The following is a 17,446-nucleotide window of genomic DNA, read 5'->3' on the forward strand; positions in this document are numbered from 1 at the left end:
GGTACAAAGCAAAAAGGCTACGATTCCGTAGCCTTTTTTTGTTTTTTGATCTTGATAGTGAGTTCATTCGTTTTCTCATCGAGATCCATTGTGATAGTATCTCCTTCTTGTAGATTCGAATTGATGATCTCTTCAGCAAGTGCATCTTCAATATACTTCTGAATAGCCCGCTTTAATGGTCTAGCACCGTAATCTTTATCAAAACCTTTATCGGCGATATAGTCTTTTGCTTTATCTGAAAGTTTTAGGGTATAACCTAAATCGGTAATTCGAGCAAAAAGCTTTTCGAGTTCAATATCAATGATTTTATGAATATCGTCACGATCTAGTGTATTAAAGACCATAACATCATCAACACGGTTCAAAAATTCTGGAGCAAAAGCTTTCTTTAAGGCATTTTCAATAATTCCTTTTGAAGTAGCGTCTGCCTGACTTGTTTTTGCTGAAGTTCCAAATCCAACTCCTTGTCCGAAATCCTTCAATTTACGCGCACCAATATTGGAGGTCATAATAATGATCGTATTTCTAAAATCTATCTTTCTGCCAAGGCTATCGGTGATATGCCCGTCATCTAAAACCTGTAAAAGAATATTAAACACATCGGGATGTGCTTTTTCTATCTCATCCAGCAGTACTACAGAGTAAGGCTTACGTCTAATTTTTTCAGTTAGCTGACCACCTTCTTCATAGCCTACGTATCCAGGAGGTGCACCTACTAATCTCGAAATAGCAAATTTCTCCATATACTCACTCATATCGATACGGATCAGCGCATTTTCAGAATCAAATAGCTCACGTGCCAGCACTTTTGCTAATTGCGTTTTACCAACACCTGTTTGTCCTAAGAAAATAAACGATCCGATCGGTTTATTCGGATCTTTAAGCCCGGCCCGATTTCGTTGAATTGCCTTTACAACTTTAGAAACAGCTTCATCTTGACCAATAACTTTTCCTTTGATCAGCTCTGGTAATTCGGCTAGCTTGTTACTTTCGGTTTGCGCAATACGATTTACGGGAACTCCCGTCATCATTGATATTACTTCGGCAACATTGTCTTCACTTACCACTTCTTTATGGAGCTTTGATTCGGTTTCCCAAGCTTCTTGCGCAACTGCAAGTTCCTTTTCTAGGTTCTTTTCATCATCGCGTAATTTTGCAGCTTCTTCGTATTTCTGCTTCTTTACAACACTATTTTTTAATTCACGCACATCTTCCAGCTGTCCTTCAAGTTCTAATATCCTTTCGGGAACGTTAATATTGGTGATATGAACGCGCGAACCTGCTTCGTCTAGAGCATCAATGGCTTTATCTGGAAGGAAGCGCTCGGTCATATACCTATTGGTAAGCTTAACACAAGCTTCGATTGCTTCGTCGGTATAGCTCACATTGTGATGTGCTTCATATTTATCTTTGATATTCTGAAGGATCTCAATAGTTTCTTCTACAGAAGTTGGCTCAACGAGTACCTTCTGAAAACGTCTTTCAAGCGCTCCGTCTTTTTCTATATACTGTCTGTATTCATCCAGAGTAGTAGCACCTATACATTGAATTTCACCACGCGCTAAGGCAGGTTTAAACATGTTTGAAGCGTCTAATGAACCAGTGGCGCCACCAGCACCAACAATAGTATGGATCTCATCAATAAAGAGAATAATATCATCGTTTTTTTCTAGTTCATTCATTACCGCTTTCATGCGCTCTTCAAATTGCCCACGATACTTTGTACCGGCAACAAGGCTCGCTAAATCGAGGGTAACTACTCGTTTATCGTATAAAATCCTAGAGACCTTACGTTGAATGATTCGCAGTGCGAGTCCTTCAGCAATAGCTGATTTACCAACACCGGGCTCACCAATGAGCAAGGGGTTATTCTTTTTTCTTCTACTTAAGATCTGAGAAACACGCTGAATTTCTTTTTCGCGTCCTACTACTGGATCCAGTTTACCTTCTTCGGCCATAACGGTAAGGTCACGTCCGAAGTTATCTAAAACTGGAGTCTTAGATTTTTTATTCGTTTTACCTGAGGCACCCGAAAAAAGATTGTCTTTATTTTCTTCTTCGGAAGCTGCCGAATCGTCATCCCCAGGGAATGACTCAGCACTAGGTGTGTCTATATAATCGTCGTCGTTTGCAATCATAAGTTTAAATTGGTCCTTAACACCGTCATAATCTACTTTCATCTTATTGAGCAATTTGGTAGTGGGGTCGTTCTCATTCCGAAGAATACACAACAATAAATGTGCTGTGTTGATCGACGAACTTTGAAACAACTTAGCTTCCAAAAAGGTCGTTTTTAATGCACGTTCTGCCTGACGCGTAAGGTGTAGGTTCTTTTTATCATTTGAAGCCGTTCCAGAACTTGGATTGGCCGGGCTTAGTATTTCTACTTTTCTACGTAAGTGGTTAAGATCAATATCAAGTGCATTCAAGATCGTGACCGCTTTACCACTACCATCACGAAGCAACCCTAACATCAAGTGTTCGGTTCCTATAAAATCGTGACCTAATCGTAAGGCCTCTTCCTTGCTGTATGCAATTACATCTTTAACTCTGGGGGAAAAATTATCATCCATATAGTTTGATTCCTGTAGGTCTAAATTAAACAATTTTATACTGAATAAGGCAAAAACTATACCCCATTGTGACGCAACCGAGTAAAAGGACAAAAAAAGTATTGAAAATCAAAGCCTCAAGCCTTATAGTTATTAAGATTCAATTATAAAATATTGTTAATAAATTAGTGGATAACAGCATGCTATTAAAAGGTCAAAACCTTCAAAAAAATGTATCTTGCTTCATTAGTTTTATAATGACAATAAAAGTATTTATTTTATGACTGAAGGTGAAAAAGTAATCCCTATCAACATTGAAGATGAAATGAAATCGGCATACATCGATTATTCGATGTCGGTTATTGTTTCCCGTGCACTTCCGGACGTTCGTGACGGTTTAAAACCAGTACACCGAAGAGTTTTATTCGGTATGCACGAGCTCGGAATTAGAGCCACAGGAGCCCATAAAAAATCAGCGAGAATCGTAGGTGAGGTTCTCGGTAAGTATCACCCACACGGTGATACTTCAGTATATGATGCCATGGTACGTATGGCACAACATTGGAGTCTGCGCTATTTACTTGTAGATGGTCAAGGGAACTTCGGTTCTGTTGATGGTGACAGTCCGGCAGCAATGCGTTATACGGAAGCCCGTATGCAGAAGATCTCGGAAGACATGTTGGCAGACATCGACAAAGAAACTGTTGATCATCAGTTAAATTTTGATGATACCCTTCACGAACCAACCGTATTACCAACACGGGTTCCCGGTTTACTTATTAATGGAGCCTCAGGGATTGCAGTGGGGATGGCCACCAATATGCCACCACACAACTTAACGGAAGTAGTTGACGGAACCATCGCTTATATCGAAAACAACGATATTGAGATCGATGAGCTTATGCAGTATGTAAAAGCACCCGATTTTCCTACTGGCGGCGTAATCTACGGCTATGATGGAGTAAAGGAAGCCTTTCATACAGGTCGCGGACGTGTGGTTATGCGTGCGAAAGCTTCTTTTGAAGAAGTAAATGGTCGAGAGTGTATCATCGTTCATGAAATTCCATATCAGGTGAATAAAGCCGATATGATCAAAAAAACGGCCGATCTTGTAAATGATAAGAAAATTGAAGGTATTGCAAACATTCGTGATGAAAGTGATCGTAACGGAATGCGCATTGTATACATTCTGAAACGTGACGCTATTCCAAATATCGTTTTAAATACCTTATATAAATATACAGCACTTCAGTCGAGCTTTAGCGTGAATAATATTGCGCTTGTTAAAGGAAGACCACAAATGCTCAATTTAAAGCAACTCATTAAGTATTTTGTTGAGCACCGTCATGAAGTAGTTGTTCGTAGAACCGAATATCTTCTTCGGAAAGCAAAAGAACGCGCCCATATCTTAGAAGGTTTGATCATTGCTTCCGATAATATTGACGAGGTAATTCGTCTTATTAGAGCCTCTGCCAATGCAGACGAAGCTAGAGAAGCACTTGTTAAAGCGTTTGACCTTTCTGAGATACAAGCAAAAGCCATCGTAGAAATGCGACTGCGCCAATTAACCGGTCTGGAGCAAGACAAGTTGCGTTCAGAATACGAAGAGTTAATGAAAACGATCGCAGACTACGAAGACATTCTTGCTAGCAAGGAACGTAGAATGGCTATTATTAAGGAAGAACTTGAAGAAATTAGAGCAAAATACGGAGATGAGCGTCGCTCAACGATCGAATATGCTGGTGGTGATGTAAGTATAACCGATCTTATCCCAGATGAGCAGGTTGTTATTACTATTTCACATGCGGGTTATATTAAGCGTACTTCACTTACCGAATACAAAACCCAAAATAGAGGTGGAGTAGGGCAAAAAGCTTCTGCAACACGGAATGAAGATTTCCTTGAGCATTTATTTGTTGGTACCAATCACCAATATATGCTTTTCTTTACTCAAAAAGGTAAATGTTTCTGGATGCGAGTATTTGAAATTCCAGAAGGAAGTAAATCATCTAAAGGTCGCGCTATTCAAAACTTGATCAATATCGAGCCTGATGATAAGGTTAAAGCCTTTATCTGTACACAAGATCTAAAAGATGAAGATTACATCAATAGTAATTATGTGATCATGGCTACCAAAAAGGGACAGGTTAAAAAAACACCTTTAGAACAATATTCTCGTCCAAGAACTAACGGTATCAATGCCATTACTATTCGTGAAGATGACGAATTATTAGAAGCTAAACTTACCACCGGAAACAGTCAGGTGATGCTGGCAGTAAAAAGTGGAAAGGCCATACGATTTGAAGAAAGCAAAACACGTCCGATGGGTAGAAACGCTTCGGGAGTTCGCGGTATTACTTTAGCCGATGAAAATGATGAAGTAATAGGAATGATCGCTGTTGAAGATCAAGAATCAAATATCTTAGTTGTTTCAGAAAATGGCTACGGAAAACGCTCAGACCTTGATGATTACCGCATCACAAATAGAGGCGGAAAAGGTGTTAAAACCATTAACGTAACTGAAAAAACCGGTAATTTAGTCGCTATAAAGAATGTAACCGATCAAGATGATCTGATGATCATCAATAAATCTGGAATCGCCATACGTATGGCCGTTGCTGATCTACGAGTAATGGGTCGAGCTACTCAAGGTGTTCGTCTTATCAAAGTACGAGGAGAAGATAGCATTGCAGCCGTTGCCAAAGTGATGAGTGAAGATGAAGAGGTGATCCTCGATGAAGATGGTAATCCAATCGTTGAATCAACCGAGAGTACAGAATCTGAAGATCATGGCACGTCTCTTGATAATGATGACACCGAAACGCAAACAGAAGAATAATTAAAACCATTACAATGAAAAAACAATTAGTAATAGCAGGAGCGATGTTACTTTCAATCGTAGGCTTCGCGCAAAAAAAGGAAATTAAAAAAGCCGAAAAAGCACTTACCTCTGGTAATGCTACGGAGGCCATTTCTCTTCTCAATCAGGCAGAAGGACTTATAGCCGCAGCCGACGGAACTATCCAAGCGCAGTATTATGTAGTAAAAGCTGAAGCCCTGCTTAAAAATGCGGGAGACGATCTTAGCAAATTAAAAATGGTGGCAGATGTTATTGGTAAAGCTCGTGGTGTCAAAGAATCAAGCAAATTTGAAGCTCGACTAGCCGATGTAGCTCAAAACACGAAAGCCGCTTTAGTAAATAGTGCGATCAAAGATCAAAACACTAAAAACTATACCGCTGCATCCGAAAAATTGCATGCCAGTTATATGATGAGCAAAGCCGACACAGCCTATTTATACTATGCTGCAGGTAATGCGGTTAATGCTAAAGATTATGATAAAGCAAAGCAATATTACAAAGAACTTGTTGATTTAGGATTTACTGGTCAGAAAGATGAATATGTTGCTACTAATAAAGAAACTGGTGAAGTAGAAGCTTTTGGAAATGCTACCGAGCGTGACCTTATGGTGCAGAGCGGAAGTTATATAAAGCCAGAAATTCGTAAAACGGAATCTCTATCGGGTGACATTCTAAAGAACCTTACGCTTATTTACATTGAGCAAGGTCAAGAGGATGAAGCGATGAAAGTGATGAAAAGTGCGCGTGATCAAAATCCTACAGATGCAACCTTAATTCGTTCTGAAGCTGAAATGGTATACCGTATGGGAGATCTTGACCGCTACAATCAATTAATGAGTGAACTAGTAGCAACAGACCCGCAAAACCCTGAATTGTACTTTAACTTAGGTGTGGCTAGTGCCGAATTGAAAAATTACGAAAAGGCAGAACAGTATTACGATAAAGCCATAAGTTTAGATCCTAATTACGCATCAGCATTGATCAATATGTCAGTTTTAAAACTTGCTAAGGAAAAAGAGATCGTTGATGAAATGAACAATCTAGGAAATTCGCGTGCAGATAATGCGCGCTATGACGAACTAAAGGGAATTAGAAAAGCTCTTTATATGGAAGCCATGCCTTATTTAGAGAAGGCTGCTGGCTTGCGCCCAGACAACATTGAAATCCTGAGAACCTTGATGAATATTTATACACAAGTAGGCGACGATGTTAAATTTAAAGCAATAAAGGCCAGGGTACAGACGATGGAAGGTGGTCAATAGCTTTTATCCTTCGAAACAAAAAATCCCGATAGTGTGTTACTAACGGGATTTTTTGTTTTCAGAAACATAGCATTTGAAAACCGTCATTTTGGTTGAAACAGTATTATTCCTTTAGTAAAGACATAACTTGTCTCGCAGTTCCATTTTCCAGAACAACAAAATATATTTTCTCATTCAAACTAAATGCCTCTAAGTTAAACTGTTTTACATGAGACCCTTTTACTAATAATTCTTCCAAAAGCTTAGCTTCCAATTGACCATTACTATTGAAAACAGTGATTTTAGTTATTGACTCTGAATCTTCTACTTTGAATTTAATTTCTAGTAAGCCTCTACTTGGATTAGGTGATAGAACCATTGCTAAGTCTGAATCTTTCATTTCATTTAGATCTAATAGTGTCTTATTAGTTGTTCCAAAATCTGTAGTAAATTCCATGTGATAATCAGGCCATGCTCCAAATTGATAGATAAAAGGATGATTTCTTATGGCTGTATATACGCGATATGTAGCACCATTTCTCAAAGTTCCATTTACCTTATAGGGAGTCAAATCTAATGTTCTAGACTTTTGACCAGGCGTATAAATAATATTCGTTGGATCGTTAACATTAGCAATCCAAAATATATACTTCCAATCATAAGGTAATCCAACATTGGGTATCGTGGCCGGTATCCAATTTGCAGAGAGTGTCAAATTATTATTAGTGATAATTGTTCCCGATGCTGGAGAAACTACTTTTATATATTTTTTTTTCAACTTGAAATCATCATATATGGTTAAATCGTCCCAGTAAATTTCGATACGTTCATCTAACATGGTATTTGATGGATTAAAAAAGTTAACGACACGTTCGTGAACATAAAGATCAATAGGATCCAAATGAGTGAGACCGTCTGGTGTTGATGCACCAGGGTAATGTGTTGCAATAGTCAAATCATGAACTAAAGAACCATTAAGCTTAATTCGAAATTTTCCTTGACCTACGTCTCCTTCTTTAAAATAAAACTCTACAGTGTTCCAATCTCCAATCGGAATTTCATGTAGGGAATCTATATAAGTTGCACTATGCGCACCAGTCATTCGGTCAATGACGTATACTGTAAAATTCAATGTAGGGTTGATGCCAGAATTGTTTCTTTCCTGAATGACGAGATTAATTTGATAATGATCATTCGCATTAGACCAAGTTGCATCATTATTGAATTGAGCAAAAGTAATATCTCCACCTTCTAACTCATAACTAGAATCATCTAGAATGTCTTGAAAAGCATCGGGTAAATAGAATTTAACTGAATACCTCAATTCTTCAAAACCAGTTCCGTCCAAATTCCAGTTTTCAATATTGTTGTTCGTCCATGAAGGCTGAACCCTAGCGGTATAGAAAGATCCTCTATCCATATAAGCTTCATTAACCCATGTATATAAAACAGAATTGATTGAATTCTCTGGATCTGTTACTATTTGCGCATTACGCTGCGTAGCCTTTCCACCAACGATAGGGCATCCAAATCCATTATGACCTATACCAAATCCAGTAAAGTTACCTAAATCTGGATCTTTAATTATTTCTGTACCCCAATCACTTCTATAAGGTGATGTTGGCTCATCCCCACTAATCAAAGTATGATTGTAATTTGGATTGATAGGGCTAAAAGGAGAGCACTCTGCTGCTACTCCTTGAGTCAAAACCGTGTTTTCAAACCCATTTTGAAACCATATCCCCATACCTTCGTAATCATTTTTTGTAAGTAATTGTGTGAAAGCTAAATTCGAGCTTAAAGTCAATGCTATGACCATTATTGTTTTTTTCATAATAAATAATCTTAGTTAATAAAATGGTGAACTTAAATTTGATCCTGCTTATTGATTTAAGATGGATTAAATAAAAGAGAGAAATTGTCTACGGTAAAAAAGCGTGAGGATGAGCTTTTAATTGCTTAAAGCTACTAAAAAAACCTGATGTTTTATGCTATACGTTTAATAACACGTAATTTGTGGGTATGAGCGCGTTTTTCATAATTGAAGATCCCACTGTGATCTAAACGGTCAATTCTTACTTTTCCATGCGCATGAATGATATAGTTATCTTCCATGATAATTCCAACATGGGTAATTTGACCTTCTGCATTATCGAAGAAAGCCAGGTCTCCTGGTTCGCTCTCTTCAATAAAACTCAATGCCTCTCCCTGGGTTGCTTGCTGACTGGCATCACGCTGTAAAGTGTATCCGTTAAGCTTGTATACCATTTGAGTAAAACCACTACAATCAATGCCAAAAGGTGTTTTACCACCCCAAAAATAGGGTACATTAAGATAGAGTAGGGCTGTGTTTATAAGCTGCTCCTTCGGAAGTTTTCCCGAGATCGCCTTTCCTTCAAATACATGATTTAAAACAGAACATGAAGATACATTCGCTCCCATCGGAATGGTTATTAATTGTTCCTCTTCCGTAGCTATAAAGTCAACAAGATCGGTACTTAACTGCACTGTAGTACTTTTAAGCAAATGATATTCTTCTTCAGAAATAAATTCAAACTGCTTATTATCGATCCAACCTTCATATTTATCAAAACCCAAACGAATCCGACTCCAGTTCTTTCGCTCTTCAAGCACTTTCATATACTCCCCATAGAGCACCTGCGTCACCATTTCACTAGTGTCTGCAGGCTCGAGGCGCAAAGGAACAATGCTCATTGGGCAAATACCGTATTTCATTTTTTGATGTGTTTGAAAGGTTTAGTTTCTTTCAATCACCATCGCAGAAGCTCCGCCACCACCATTACAGATCGCTGCAGCGCCAATTTTTGCGTCGTTTTGCTCAAGTATATTTAATAAGGTAATTACAATACGTACACCGCTACAACCCAGTGGGTGTCCTAAAGAAACAGCACCACCATTAACGTTAGTATTTTTATCTGTGAGGCCTAGGATCTTCATATTAGCAAGTCCAACAACCGCAAAAGCCTCGTTAAATTCAAAATAATCAACATCTTCCTGAGAAATACCGGCCTTAGCCAATGCCTTGGGAAGCGCTTTTGATGGGGCCGTAGTAAACCATTCTGGCTCGTGAGCAGCATCTGCATATCCAGTAATCGTAGCGAGAACTTTAAGACCCAATTCTTTCGCCTTTTCTTCACTCATCATGATCACAGCACCAGCACCATCATTGATAGTTGAAGCGTTCGCTGCTGTAACTGTTCCATCTTTTGAAAAAGCCGCACGCAAACTCGGGATTTTATCCATCCGCACATTCTTAAATTCTTCATCCTCACTAACAACAACAGGTTCTCCGCGACGTTGTGGCACTGAAACAGGAACTACCTCGTTATCAAATTTACCTTCACTCCATGCTTTTGCTGATCTTTCGTACGACTGAATAGCAAAAACATCTTGGTCCTCACGTGAAAATTCATATTTAGCCGCACAAGCATCTGCACAAACACCCATAGCATTTTGGTCATATGCATCTACCAAACCATCTTTCTGCATTCCATCAATGAGAGTAGCCGGACCAAATTTTGTACCGTTGCGCATATGTAAGTAATGTGGAATATTGCTCATGCTTTCCATTCCTCCCGCAACAACAATATCTGCATCTCCTAGCGCAATGGCTTGGGCTGCATTCATCATCGCTTTCATTCCAGAAGCACACACTTTATTAACCGTAGTACAAGGTACCGTATTAGGAATACCAGCACCTAGCGCTGCCTGACGAGCAGGCGCTTGGCCTACACCAGCTTGCACCACATTTCCCATAAAAACTTCCTGAACTAATGAGGGGTCAAGATTGATCTTATCTAAGGCTCCTTTAATGGCTGTACTTCCTAATTGGGTTGCAGAAACAGAAGAAAGACTTCCCATAAAACTTCCAATAGGGGTTCGGGCCGCAGCGACAATAACAACTTTTTTGCTCATAGAATATGTGATTTTCGGTTATAAAAAGTGGTGCAAATTTACATATTTATAATCATATTATCAATCTTTACTTCTATAGCTTTTGGGATTAGTCAAAGGTTATTAATACCTTTACTACTACAATAGTATCTATGAAAAACCTATTTGCAATTCTTGCGAAAAACCAATCGATCATCTACAAGGTCTTTCTGTTTATAAGTGCCACATTTTTAATTATTTACCTTCTCCCAAAGGGCGGGCAATTCAAGTATAATTTTCAAAAAGGAAAGCCTTGGCAATACGAAAACTTATATGCACCATTTAGTTTTACCATTAAAAAGAGCCCAGAAACGCTTGAAAAAGAACTGGAAGAGATAAAAGCCAATGCCATACCGTATTTTGATTATGATGAGAACGAGGCAAACGACAGCAAAGCACGCTTTACCGACCTCTTAAAGAATGCTTATGTAGATAGTCTTTTTGTTTTTTCTGAAAGTAAATTCAAACGACTTGGGACTTCAATCTTGGACGATATATATAAAAATGGCGTTTCTGAAAATATTTATCCATATGCAGATGATCAGCTAGTCTATTTAAAATCTGGTAATGAGATCACTGAGATCAGCTACGGACAATTTTTTAAAAAGGACGCGCTTCCAAAGAAAATAGAAAGAACAATTTCTGCCGAAGTAGCAGAGAATGACGTCCTTTTACTGGAAAAACTTCTTAAACGAGCCGTAAATGGCAATGTTGTTCTCAACAGTAAGCTAACCGAGTCATCTCTCGAAAGTCAGATAAAATCGATCAATCCCAACCGCGGGATCATTGAAAAAGGCGGCCGAATCGTTGCTAAGGGGGAGGTAGTAGAAGGGGAGACCTATCAAGTTTTAGAATCTCTCAAATCTGAATACGAATCGCAGGTTTGGAGCAAATCAAATTATCTCTGGCTTATCATTGGCTATTCGCTGCTAGTGATGTTGGTCTTTTTAATGCTCTTTTTATTCCTGAAAAAGTACCGCCCCGAAATTTTTAACAACAACACCAAGGTGACCTTTATCTTCTTCAATATTTTCCTGATGGTGTTTCTTACAACCATGGTGGTGAAATTTGATGCCAAGTACGTCTATCTCGTTCCATTATGCATTTTACCGCTCATCTTGAAAGCGTTCTTTGATCCGCGACTAGGTTTATTTGTTCATGTACTAACCGTACTGTTATTAGGTTTTATCGTACCCAATAGTTTTGAATTTATGTTTTTACAGACCATTGCGGGTATTGTAACAATTCTAACCGTTTCTGAATTGTATAAACGTGCAAACCTATTTATTTCTGTAGGACAGATCACAGGTATTTATATCATAGGCTACTTCGCCTTTTTCTTAATTCAAGAAGGAAACATTCAAGCCATTGGCTGGCAACATTTTGGCTACTTCGTTGGTTGCGGATTATTTACACTATTTGCACACCCGTTGATCTATTTTTATGAAAAGATATTCGGACTCGTATCGGATGTATCTTTGTTAGAGCTTACTGATACCAACTCAAAATTACTTAAAGAGCTATCAAATAAGGCTCCAGGTACTTTTCATCATTCGCTGAATGTCGCCAATTTGGCCGAAGCTGCGGCCAATGAAATAGGTGCAAACGCTATGCTTGTACGTGTGGGTGCCCTTTACCACGATATTGGTAAAATGACAAATCCTACTATGTTTACTGAAAATCAAGTGAATTCGGTCAATTCTCATAACGAATTAGACCCCAAGGAAAGTGCCCGCATCATTGTTGGCCACGTACTTGATGGGATCGAAATTGCTCGTAAGAACAATATCCCTGATCGTGTAATAGACTTTATACGAACCCACCACGGAACTAGCGTGGTCTATTACTTTTATAAAAAAGAATTAGAACAACAGGGGGAAGCAGACAAAGCCGATTTCCAATATCCGGGACCTATACCATTTTCAAAAGAAACGGCAATTTTAATGATGGCAGACAGTACGGAAGCCGCTAGTAAAAGCTTAAAAAACCCAACATCTACCAAGATCGATGCCTTTGTTGAAAAGATCATTGACGGTCAAATGGAGCAAGGGCAATTTCTCAATGCAAATATTACCTTTAAAGAAATACAAACCATTAAGAAAGTACTAAAACGAAAATTAAATAACATCTACCACTTACGCGTAGAATACCCAGAATAACTATGGAATACGATAATAAAAGAGGTGGAGACGCACCAATAGCTTGCGATTTAGTGGAAGGCAAAAAATACAGATGGTGTACCTGCGGCCACAGTGAAAATCAGCCGTTTTGTGATGGTAAACACAATGCCAATAACGGTTCCCCAAATATGCTTTTTGAAGCTACAGAAACAAAGACGGCCTATTTGTGTACCTGCAAACAAACGAAGAATCCTCCGTTCTGCGATGGGTCGCATACGTCTTAATTAATGAAATCACGAGCGAGACGCTCGCGCCAGCGATGGGAAATTGAAAAAGCAGATACCTCTTGGAATAAACTTTTTGAAACTTTAAAACTATAGATTATGGAATTACTAATTAAGGTCTTTAAAATTGTGTGCTGGACACCTTATTTTTATATTATACTTTTTTACTCGTATGTTTTAAGAGCTTCTATTTCCTTAGGTCATGTACCTTCTTATAACAATCCTGATCCAAGTATTCTTGACTTTGTTTATCATCATAAATTAATTTCAATAACTTTTGACATAAGTTTTTATGGATCATTATTAGGTTCTATAATTCTACTTTTATTGTTAATTTTAAGAAAAATAAAAACATTACGTACGAGCTTAGTTATCTTTTTAGTTGGTGTTATTATTATTTTATTTAATTTATTCATTGACCCATTTTTTGAGTGGTATGTAGACTAATAAGTTTAAATCCCCCGCTAGCGCTAGTGTCTTATACAACAATAGGACAAACCACAATAGATCCTGCTCGTATTTGATACAAAATATTTTATACGAACCAAACTTTCGGTTTTTCCTGCTTTCGGGCATGGGTTGAGGCCCCCGCTGGCGCGAGCGTCTCGCTCGTGCTTTACACAACAGTGGCATTAAAAACATTCTCTTTTTTCCTACCTTAGCTTGAATGAGTAGAAAGTACCCCCCGCTAGCGCGAGCGTCTCGCTCGTGCTAAATCAAACGAACCACAGTAGCACTCTATTCTGTTCAGTATACACATTATTAACAAAAAATAATATTCGCAATTCATGAATTGAAACCGCTACTATTAGAAACCTGAATTTAGTTTATGTAGCTTTAATTTATGAGTAGAAAATACAAGTTCCATAATCCTAGTGCGGCCTATTTTGTGTCTTTTGCTGCCGTAAACTGGATTGATGTATTTACGAGAGAAGCCTATTCAAAAATTATCATTGACAGTCTTACATACTGTCGCGAAAATAAAAATAGTGCGCTATTTGCTTATTGTATTATGCCTAGCCACATCCATCTATTATTTCGGTCTGATGATGAAAATCCATCTGGGTTTATGAGAGACTTTAAAGGATTTACTTCAAAAACAATATTGAATGCCATTGAACAAAACCCACAAGAAAGCAGAAGAGAATGGTTGCTATTACATTTTGCCAGCGCTGCCAAGAAAAACAGCAATGCCAAGCAGTACCAATTTTGGCAACAAAATAATAACCCTATTGAACTATGGAGCACTCCAGTAATAAAGCAGAAATTTGATTATATCCACAATAATCCAGTCGCAGCCGGGTTTGTAGTAGAACCGTGGGACTGGAAGTACAGCAGTGCAAGAAATTATGCAGAACTAGATGCTATGATGGAAATTGATGATATCGGGTTTTTAGGTTAGAGCTGCTATATAAGGATCATTATAGCACGAGCGAGACGCTCGCGCCAGCGATTGAAAATATTTAGGAAATAATAGTGAAGGTGCAACAGGAAAAGCAATAGTTATAGATAATGAAGCTGATTTTAAAGAAGGAATGGATCATGATGAATTATTAGAATCAGGTAACGGTACTGAACTCGATAAATATAGTGAAGGCATAGATATTACTGACAAAACTTGGGCAGAAATTGAGAAAGCAGGTGGTAAAAAAATGACTCCATCAGTCATAAATAATAGTGAAGGTATTTCATATGCCAAGCCTGAAGAAGGTGATGTACCATTAGAAATAGGATCTAATAAAAGCTTATACGCAGATATAGATGGTTTGGCAACGATCAAATATAAAAATGCAGTATTTAAAGTTGTAACTGGAACTAATAACATTGTTGTGGATTCTGACGGGTCAGTTAACGCAGCTAAACATCCTATCGCCGTTGACGGTTGGATAGCAAAAAATTCTTGGTTCTATAGAAACGGAGGTCTTTTTAGAACTCCTCCACTCAATAATGGTGATTGGGACAAACTATATAAAGCAGCAAGTAAAATCGGCAAAAAGATTTTATAATTATGAAAAACTATATCCTATACTTTGTATTTCTTATAATGCCTAATATTGAGCACTTAGCGAGATTATTTTTTCACTTAAAAAAAGAAGAGAATTTTTGGATAGAATCTACATTAAGCGCGATACATTCTAGTGGTATTATCTTATTTTTTGAATTATTGGTTTTTATTTTCTTAATTTATACTATTATTAAAATAGTAAAAAAAAGAAATGGAAAGTCTAAAATAGTTTTGGTTATTACACTTTTTCTTGTAGGTCAAATTTTATTTTATTTAGGATGGGTTTCACCGCTTTACGATTATTTATTAGATAGAGGTATATATGCATTTTCTATTTTATAAAAATTCCCGTCACCAGAGCGAGCTGCCTGTACCGTTCTTCAAACGGTAGGCTCGTGTCTATCACAACAGTGGTATTAAAACAATAGTTATTTTACTAACATGCTTGATTAGTAAAATTAATTTCAAAGATGGTCAAAATATCCTCCCGCTAGCGCGAGCGTCTCGCTCGTGACTTCCATAACACTAAAGCCTGCTAGCGGAGCCTCTAGGCTTATACGTGACGAAAAAAAGGGTTTCGATGAGCTGATGACAATCTTTAGTTTTCCTGCTTTCGGGCAGGCCCGCCCGAACGTATCTTTTCGGTACGGGCAGGGATAGTAGTGAAAATCCTGCCGACGGCAGATTGTAGCGGATAGCCCGGTCCAGACCAAACGAAGTGCGTTGTCTGGAGCCCGCCAAAAAAAAACACCCTACAGCATAAACCGTAGGATGTCCTTGGGGAATCAACTAGGTAGCTATAGCTAGTTGACCTTTACTAAAGAAATTGTTGATGTTCCCGAGCCAATACCTCCTGCTATTTGTGGAACAGGCGTAGAGCCACCCCACGTCATAAGATATCTAAATTGCACCGTATCACCTGAATTAAGCGATAAGTGGAAGTTTGATGGAAATGTTTGAGCGTAGCTGGTACTGACCAATGCACCATTTTGAAGATTGGTTTGATCTGCAATGGCTCCATTGACATAAACGCGAAAGATCATGATCATATCAGTGGCTGGCGACGCGCTAAAAAGAATAGAAATATTTGATATCATCTGGTAAATTCCATCTTCGGGAACAGTATAGGTTCCTGTTCCTGGCACATAAGCACCTCCACCAACATTAAATAATTCTGTATCAAACGTAAAGGTATTGATCGTAGGAAAACTTGCGTAGCTTGTAATACTCGTACTATTTATTAATTTTAAAGCTACTGTGTTGCTGCTTCCACCATTTTGCCAACTTACCGCCCCTAAACCATCGGTTTGCAATACTTGCCCTGCGGTTCCATCAGACGAAGGTAATGCATAGCCACCGCTTCCTGGAACGTTAACCTGCATGGCGCCATTGACACGTAAAAGGTCTGCGGCAAAGTCTCCCCAAAGCAACGGATTGGACGTATTGGAATTATCAATAAAGAGCTGATTGTTATAGTTTAAACCGCTTCCTGCAAGATATCCTATCGCTACATTTCCAAAGTTGGTGCTTAAACTCGCGGGTCTTCCAGCATTATGACCAATGTATACATTATTGCTTCCGTTAATATTTGCTCCGGCTCCAGATCCTAGTACCGTATTGTCATTCCCTACCACATTATGCAACATAGCTCCATGTCCTACAGCCGTATTTCCTGCGCCCGTCGTGTTGCCTCCTAAGGCGTATCTTCCGAAGGCATTATTAAAGAACCCTGTGGTGTTATTCTGAAGCGTTTGCGAGCCAACACCCACATTTTGAGCGCCCGTTGTATTGGCATACAGGGATGAAAAGCCAATAGCAATATTATCACTTGCCGAAGAATTTGTAAATAAACTGCGAAAACCGATCGCTATATTTCCGTTGGCAGTATTATTAAATAGGGTTTCGGTTCCAATACCGATATTAGAAAAACCTGAGATATTACTCTCTTGAGATTGATATCCAATGGCGATATTATCGTCTCCGGTTATACTAGAGGCTAACGCCTCAAACCCGATGCCAACACTCTGATTATCGGCTTGATCATCGTTTAATCCCGCATTTATTCCTAAGAAAATAGAAGAACCGTTGTTACTACCATCGTTGTCGCTTCTACCGTCACTTAATTCATTGATTGCTTTTGCGCCACCCAAAACAAGCCAGGTAGTCGTGTTTTGATCCCAATAATAAAACCCACGGCTCACCGCGCCAGCTCCCGTGGCATAGATCATCATGCCGTCCTGAGCTGCAGTTGGAGTAGTAGCTGGAAAATCATCAATACGGGGAATCAAGATGCCGTCTGTATTTAAGGGGGCTGCTACATTTGTTGCCGAAATGTCTAGAGTGGCTTGTGGATTTGTATTGCCAACACCAACTTGAGCAAAAAGGGTTGTTGCAGTAAAAAGCATGCATAGTACAAAAATTGTTTTCATA

The 17,446-nt window shown here is 38.6% G+C and carries 13 protein-coding genes; 8 read left to right on the top strand and 5 right to left on the bottom strand.

The genetic code is table 11. The annotated features are described in order from the left end of the window. Positions 1 to 17 precede the first annotated feature (17 nt). Positions 18 to 2,573, bottom strand: a complete 2,556-nt coding sequence (locus ACY2RU_RS06125) for an ATP-dependent Clp protease ATP-binding subunit (RefSeq protein WP_490137549.1) — start codon at positions 2,571 to 2,573, stop codon at positions 18 to 20. Positions 2,574 to 2,832: 259 nt separating this feature from the next. Between ACY2RU_RS06125 and gyrA the strand changes: the two genes are divergently transcribed. Together gyrA and ACY2RU_RS06135 are read left to right on the top strand one after the other, a co-directional pair. Continuing rightward, the gene (gene gyrA / locus ACY2RU_RS06130) at positions 2,833 to 5,391 is read left to right on the top strand and encodes a DNA gyrase subunit A (RefSeq protein WP_490137550.1); all 2,559 of its coding nucleotides are present in this window, start codon (positions 2,833 to 2,835) and stop codon (positions 5,389 to 5,391) included. A 14-nt stretch (positions 5,392 to 5,405) separates the two neighbouring features. Continuing rightward, on the top strand, positions 5,406 to 6,674 hold the full coding sequence (locus ACY2RU_RS06135; protein ID WP_490137551.1) for a tetratricopeptide repeat protein: 1,269 nt from the start codon (positions 5,406 to 5,408) through the stop codon (positions 6,672 to 6,674). Between the two features lie 103 nt (positions 6,675 to 6,777). Here ACY2RU_RS06135 and ACY2RU_RS06140 read toward each other — a convergent pair whose 3' ends face one another. The 3 genes from ACY2RU_RS06140 to ACY2RU_RS06150 all read right to left on the bottom strand — a co-directional run bounded on the left by ACY2RU_RS06140 (position 6,778) and on the right by ACY2RU_RS06150 (position 10,589). Continuing rightward, a complete protein-coding gene (locus ACY2RU_RS06140; protein WP_490137552.1) occupies positions 6,778 to 8,400 on the bottom strand; it encodes a T9SS type A sorting domain-containing protein in 1,623 nt (540 codons plus the stop codon). Between the two features lie 239 nt (positions 8,401 to 8,639). Continuing rightward, on the bottom strand, positions 8,640 to 9,389 hold the full coding sequence (locus ACY2RU_RS06145) for a C40 family peptidase (RefSeq protein WP_490137553.1): 750 nt from the start codon (positions 9,387 to 9,389) through the stop codon (positions 8,640 to 8,642). Between the two features lie 21 nt (positions 9,390 to 9,410). Beyond that, positions 9,411 to 10,589 (bottom strand): acetyl-CoA C-acyltransferase, encoded by a 1,179-nt coding sequence (locus tag ACY2RU_RS06150; protein WP_490137554.1) that lies wholly within the window; start codon positions 10,587 to 10,589, stop codon positions 9,411 to 9,413. A 131-nt stretch (positions 10,590 to 10,720) separates the two neighbouring features. Here ACY2RU_RS06150 and ACY2RU_RS06155 point away from each other — a divergent pair, with 131 nt between their 5' ends. The 6 genes from ACY2RU_RS06155 to ACY2RU_RS06180 all read left to right on the top strand — a co-directional run bounded on the left by ACY2RU_RS06155 (position 10,721) and on the right by ACY2RU_RS06180 (position 15,358). Then, on the top strand, positions 10,721 to 12,766 hold the full coding sequence (locus tag ACY2RU_RS06155; RefSeq protein ID WP_490137555.1) for an HD family phosphohydrolase: 2,046 nt from the start codon (positions 10,721 to 10,723) through the stop codon (positions 12,764 to 12,766). Positions 12,767 to 12,768: 2 nt separating this feature from the next. Continuing rightward, positions 12,769 to 13,011 carry a CDGSH iron-sulfur domain-containing protein gene (locus tag ACY2RU_RS06160; protein WP_490137556.1) on the top strand — a complete coding sequence of 81 codons (243 nt, stop codon included), beginning with the start codon at positions 12,769 to 12,771 and terminating at the stop codon, positions 13,009 to 13,011. 99 nt (positions 13,012 to 13,110) lie between these two features. Beyond that, positions 13,111 to 13,458, top strand: a complete 348-nt coding sequence (locus ACY2RU_RS06165; RefSeq protein WP_490137557.1) for a hypothetical protein — start codon at positions 13,111 to 13,113, stop codon at positions 13,456 to 13,458. Between the two features lie 397 nt (positions 13,459 to 13,855). Next, entirely contained in the window at positions 13,856 to 14,413 is a 558-nt protein-coding gene (locus tag ACY2RU_RS06170) for an REP-associated tyrosine transposase (RefSeq protein ID WP_490137558.1), read from the top strand. Between the two features lie 133 nt (positions 14,414 to 14,546). Continuing rightward, complete coding sequence (locus ACY2RU_RS06175; RefSeq protein ID WP_490137559.1) at positions 14,547 to 15,017, top strand: hypothetical protein; 471 nt, start codon at positions 14,547 to 14,549, stop codon at positions 15,015 to 15,017. A gap of 2 nt (positions 15,018 to 15,019) precedes the next feature. Beyond that, positions 15,020 to 15,358 carry a hypothetical protein gene (locus ACY2RU_RS06180; RefSeq protein ID WP_490137560.1) on the top strand — a complete coding sequence of 113 codons (339 nt, stop codon included), beginning with the start codon at positions 15,020 to 15,022 and terminating at the stop codon, positions 15,356 to 15,358. Positions 15,359 to 15,819: 461 nt separating this feature from the next. On the opposite strand, the gene ACY2RU_RS06185 is transcribed toward ACY2RU_RS06180, so the two are convergent. Beyond that, entirely contained in the window at positions 15,820 to 17,445 is a 1,626-nt protein-coding gene (locus ACY2RU_RS06185; RefSeq protein WP_490137561.1) for a phage tail-like protein, read from the bottom strand. Between the last annotated feature and the right edge of the window lies 1 nt (position 17,446).

Source organism: Ulvibacter sp. 2305UL32-6 (assembly GCF_058148545.1).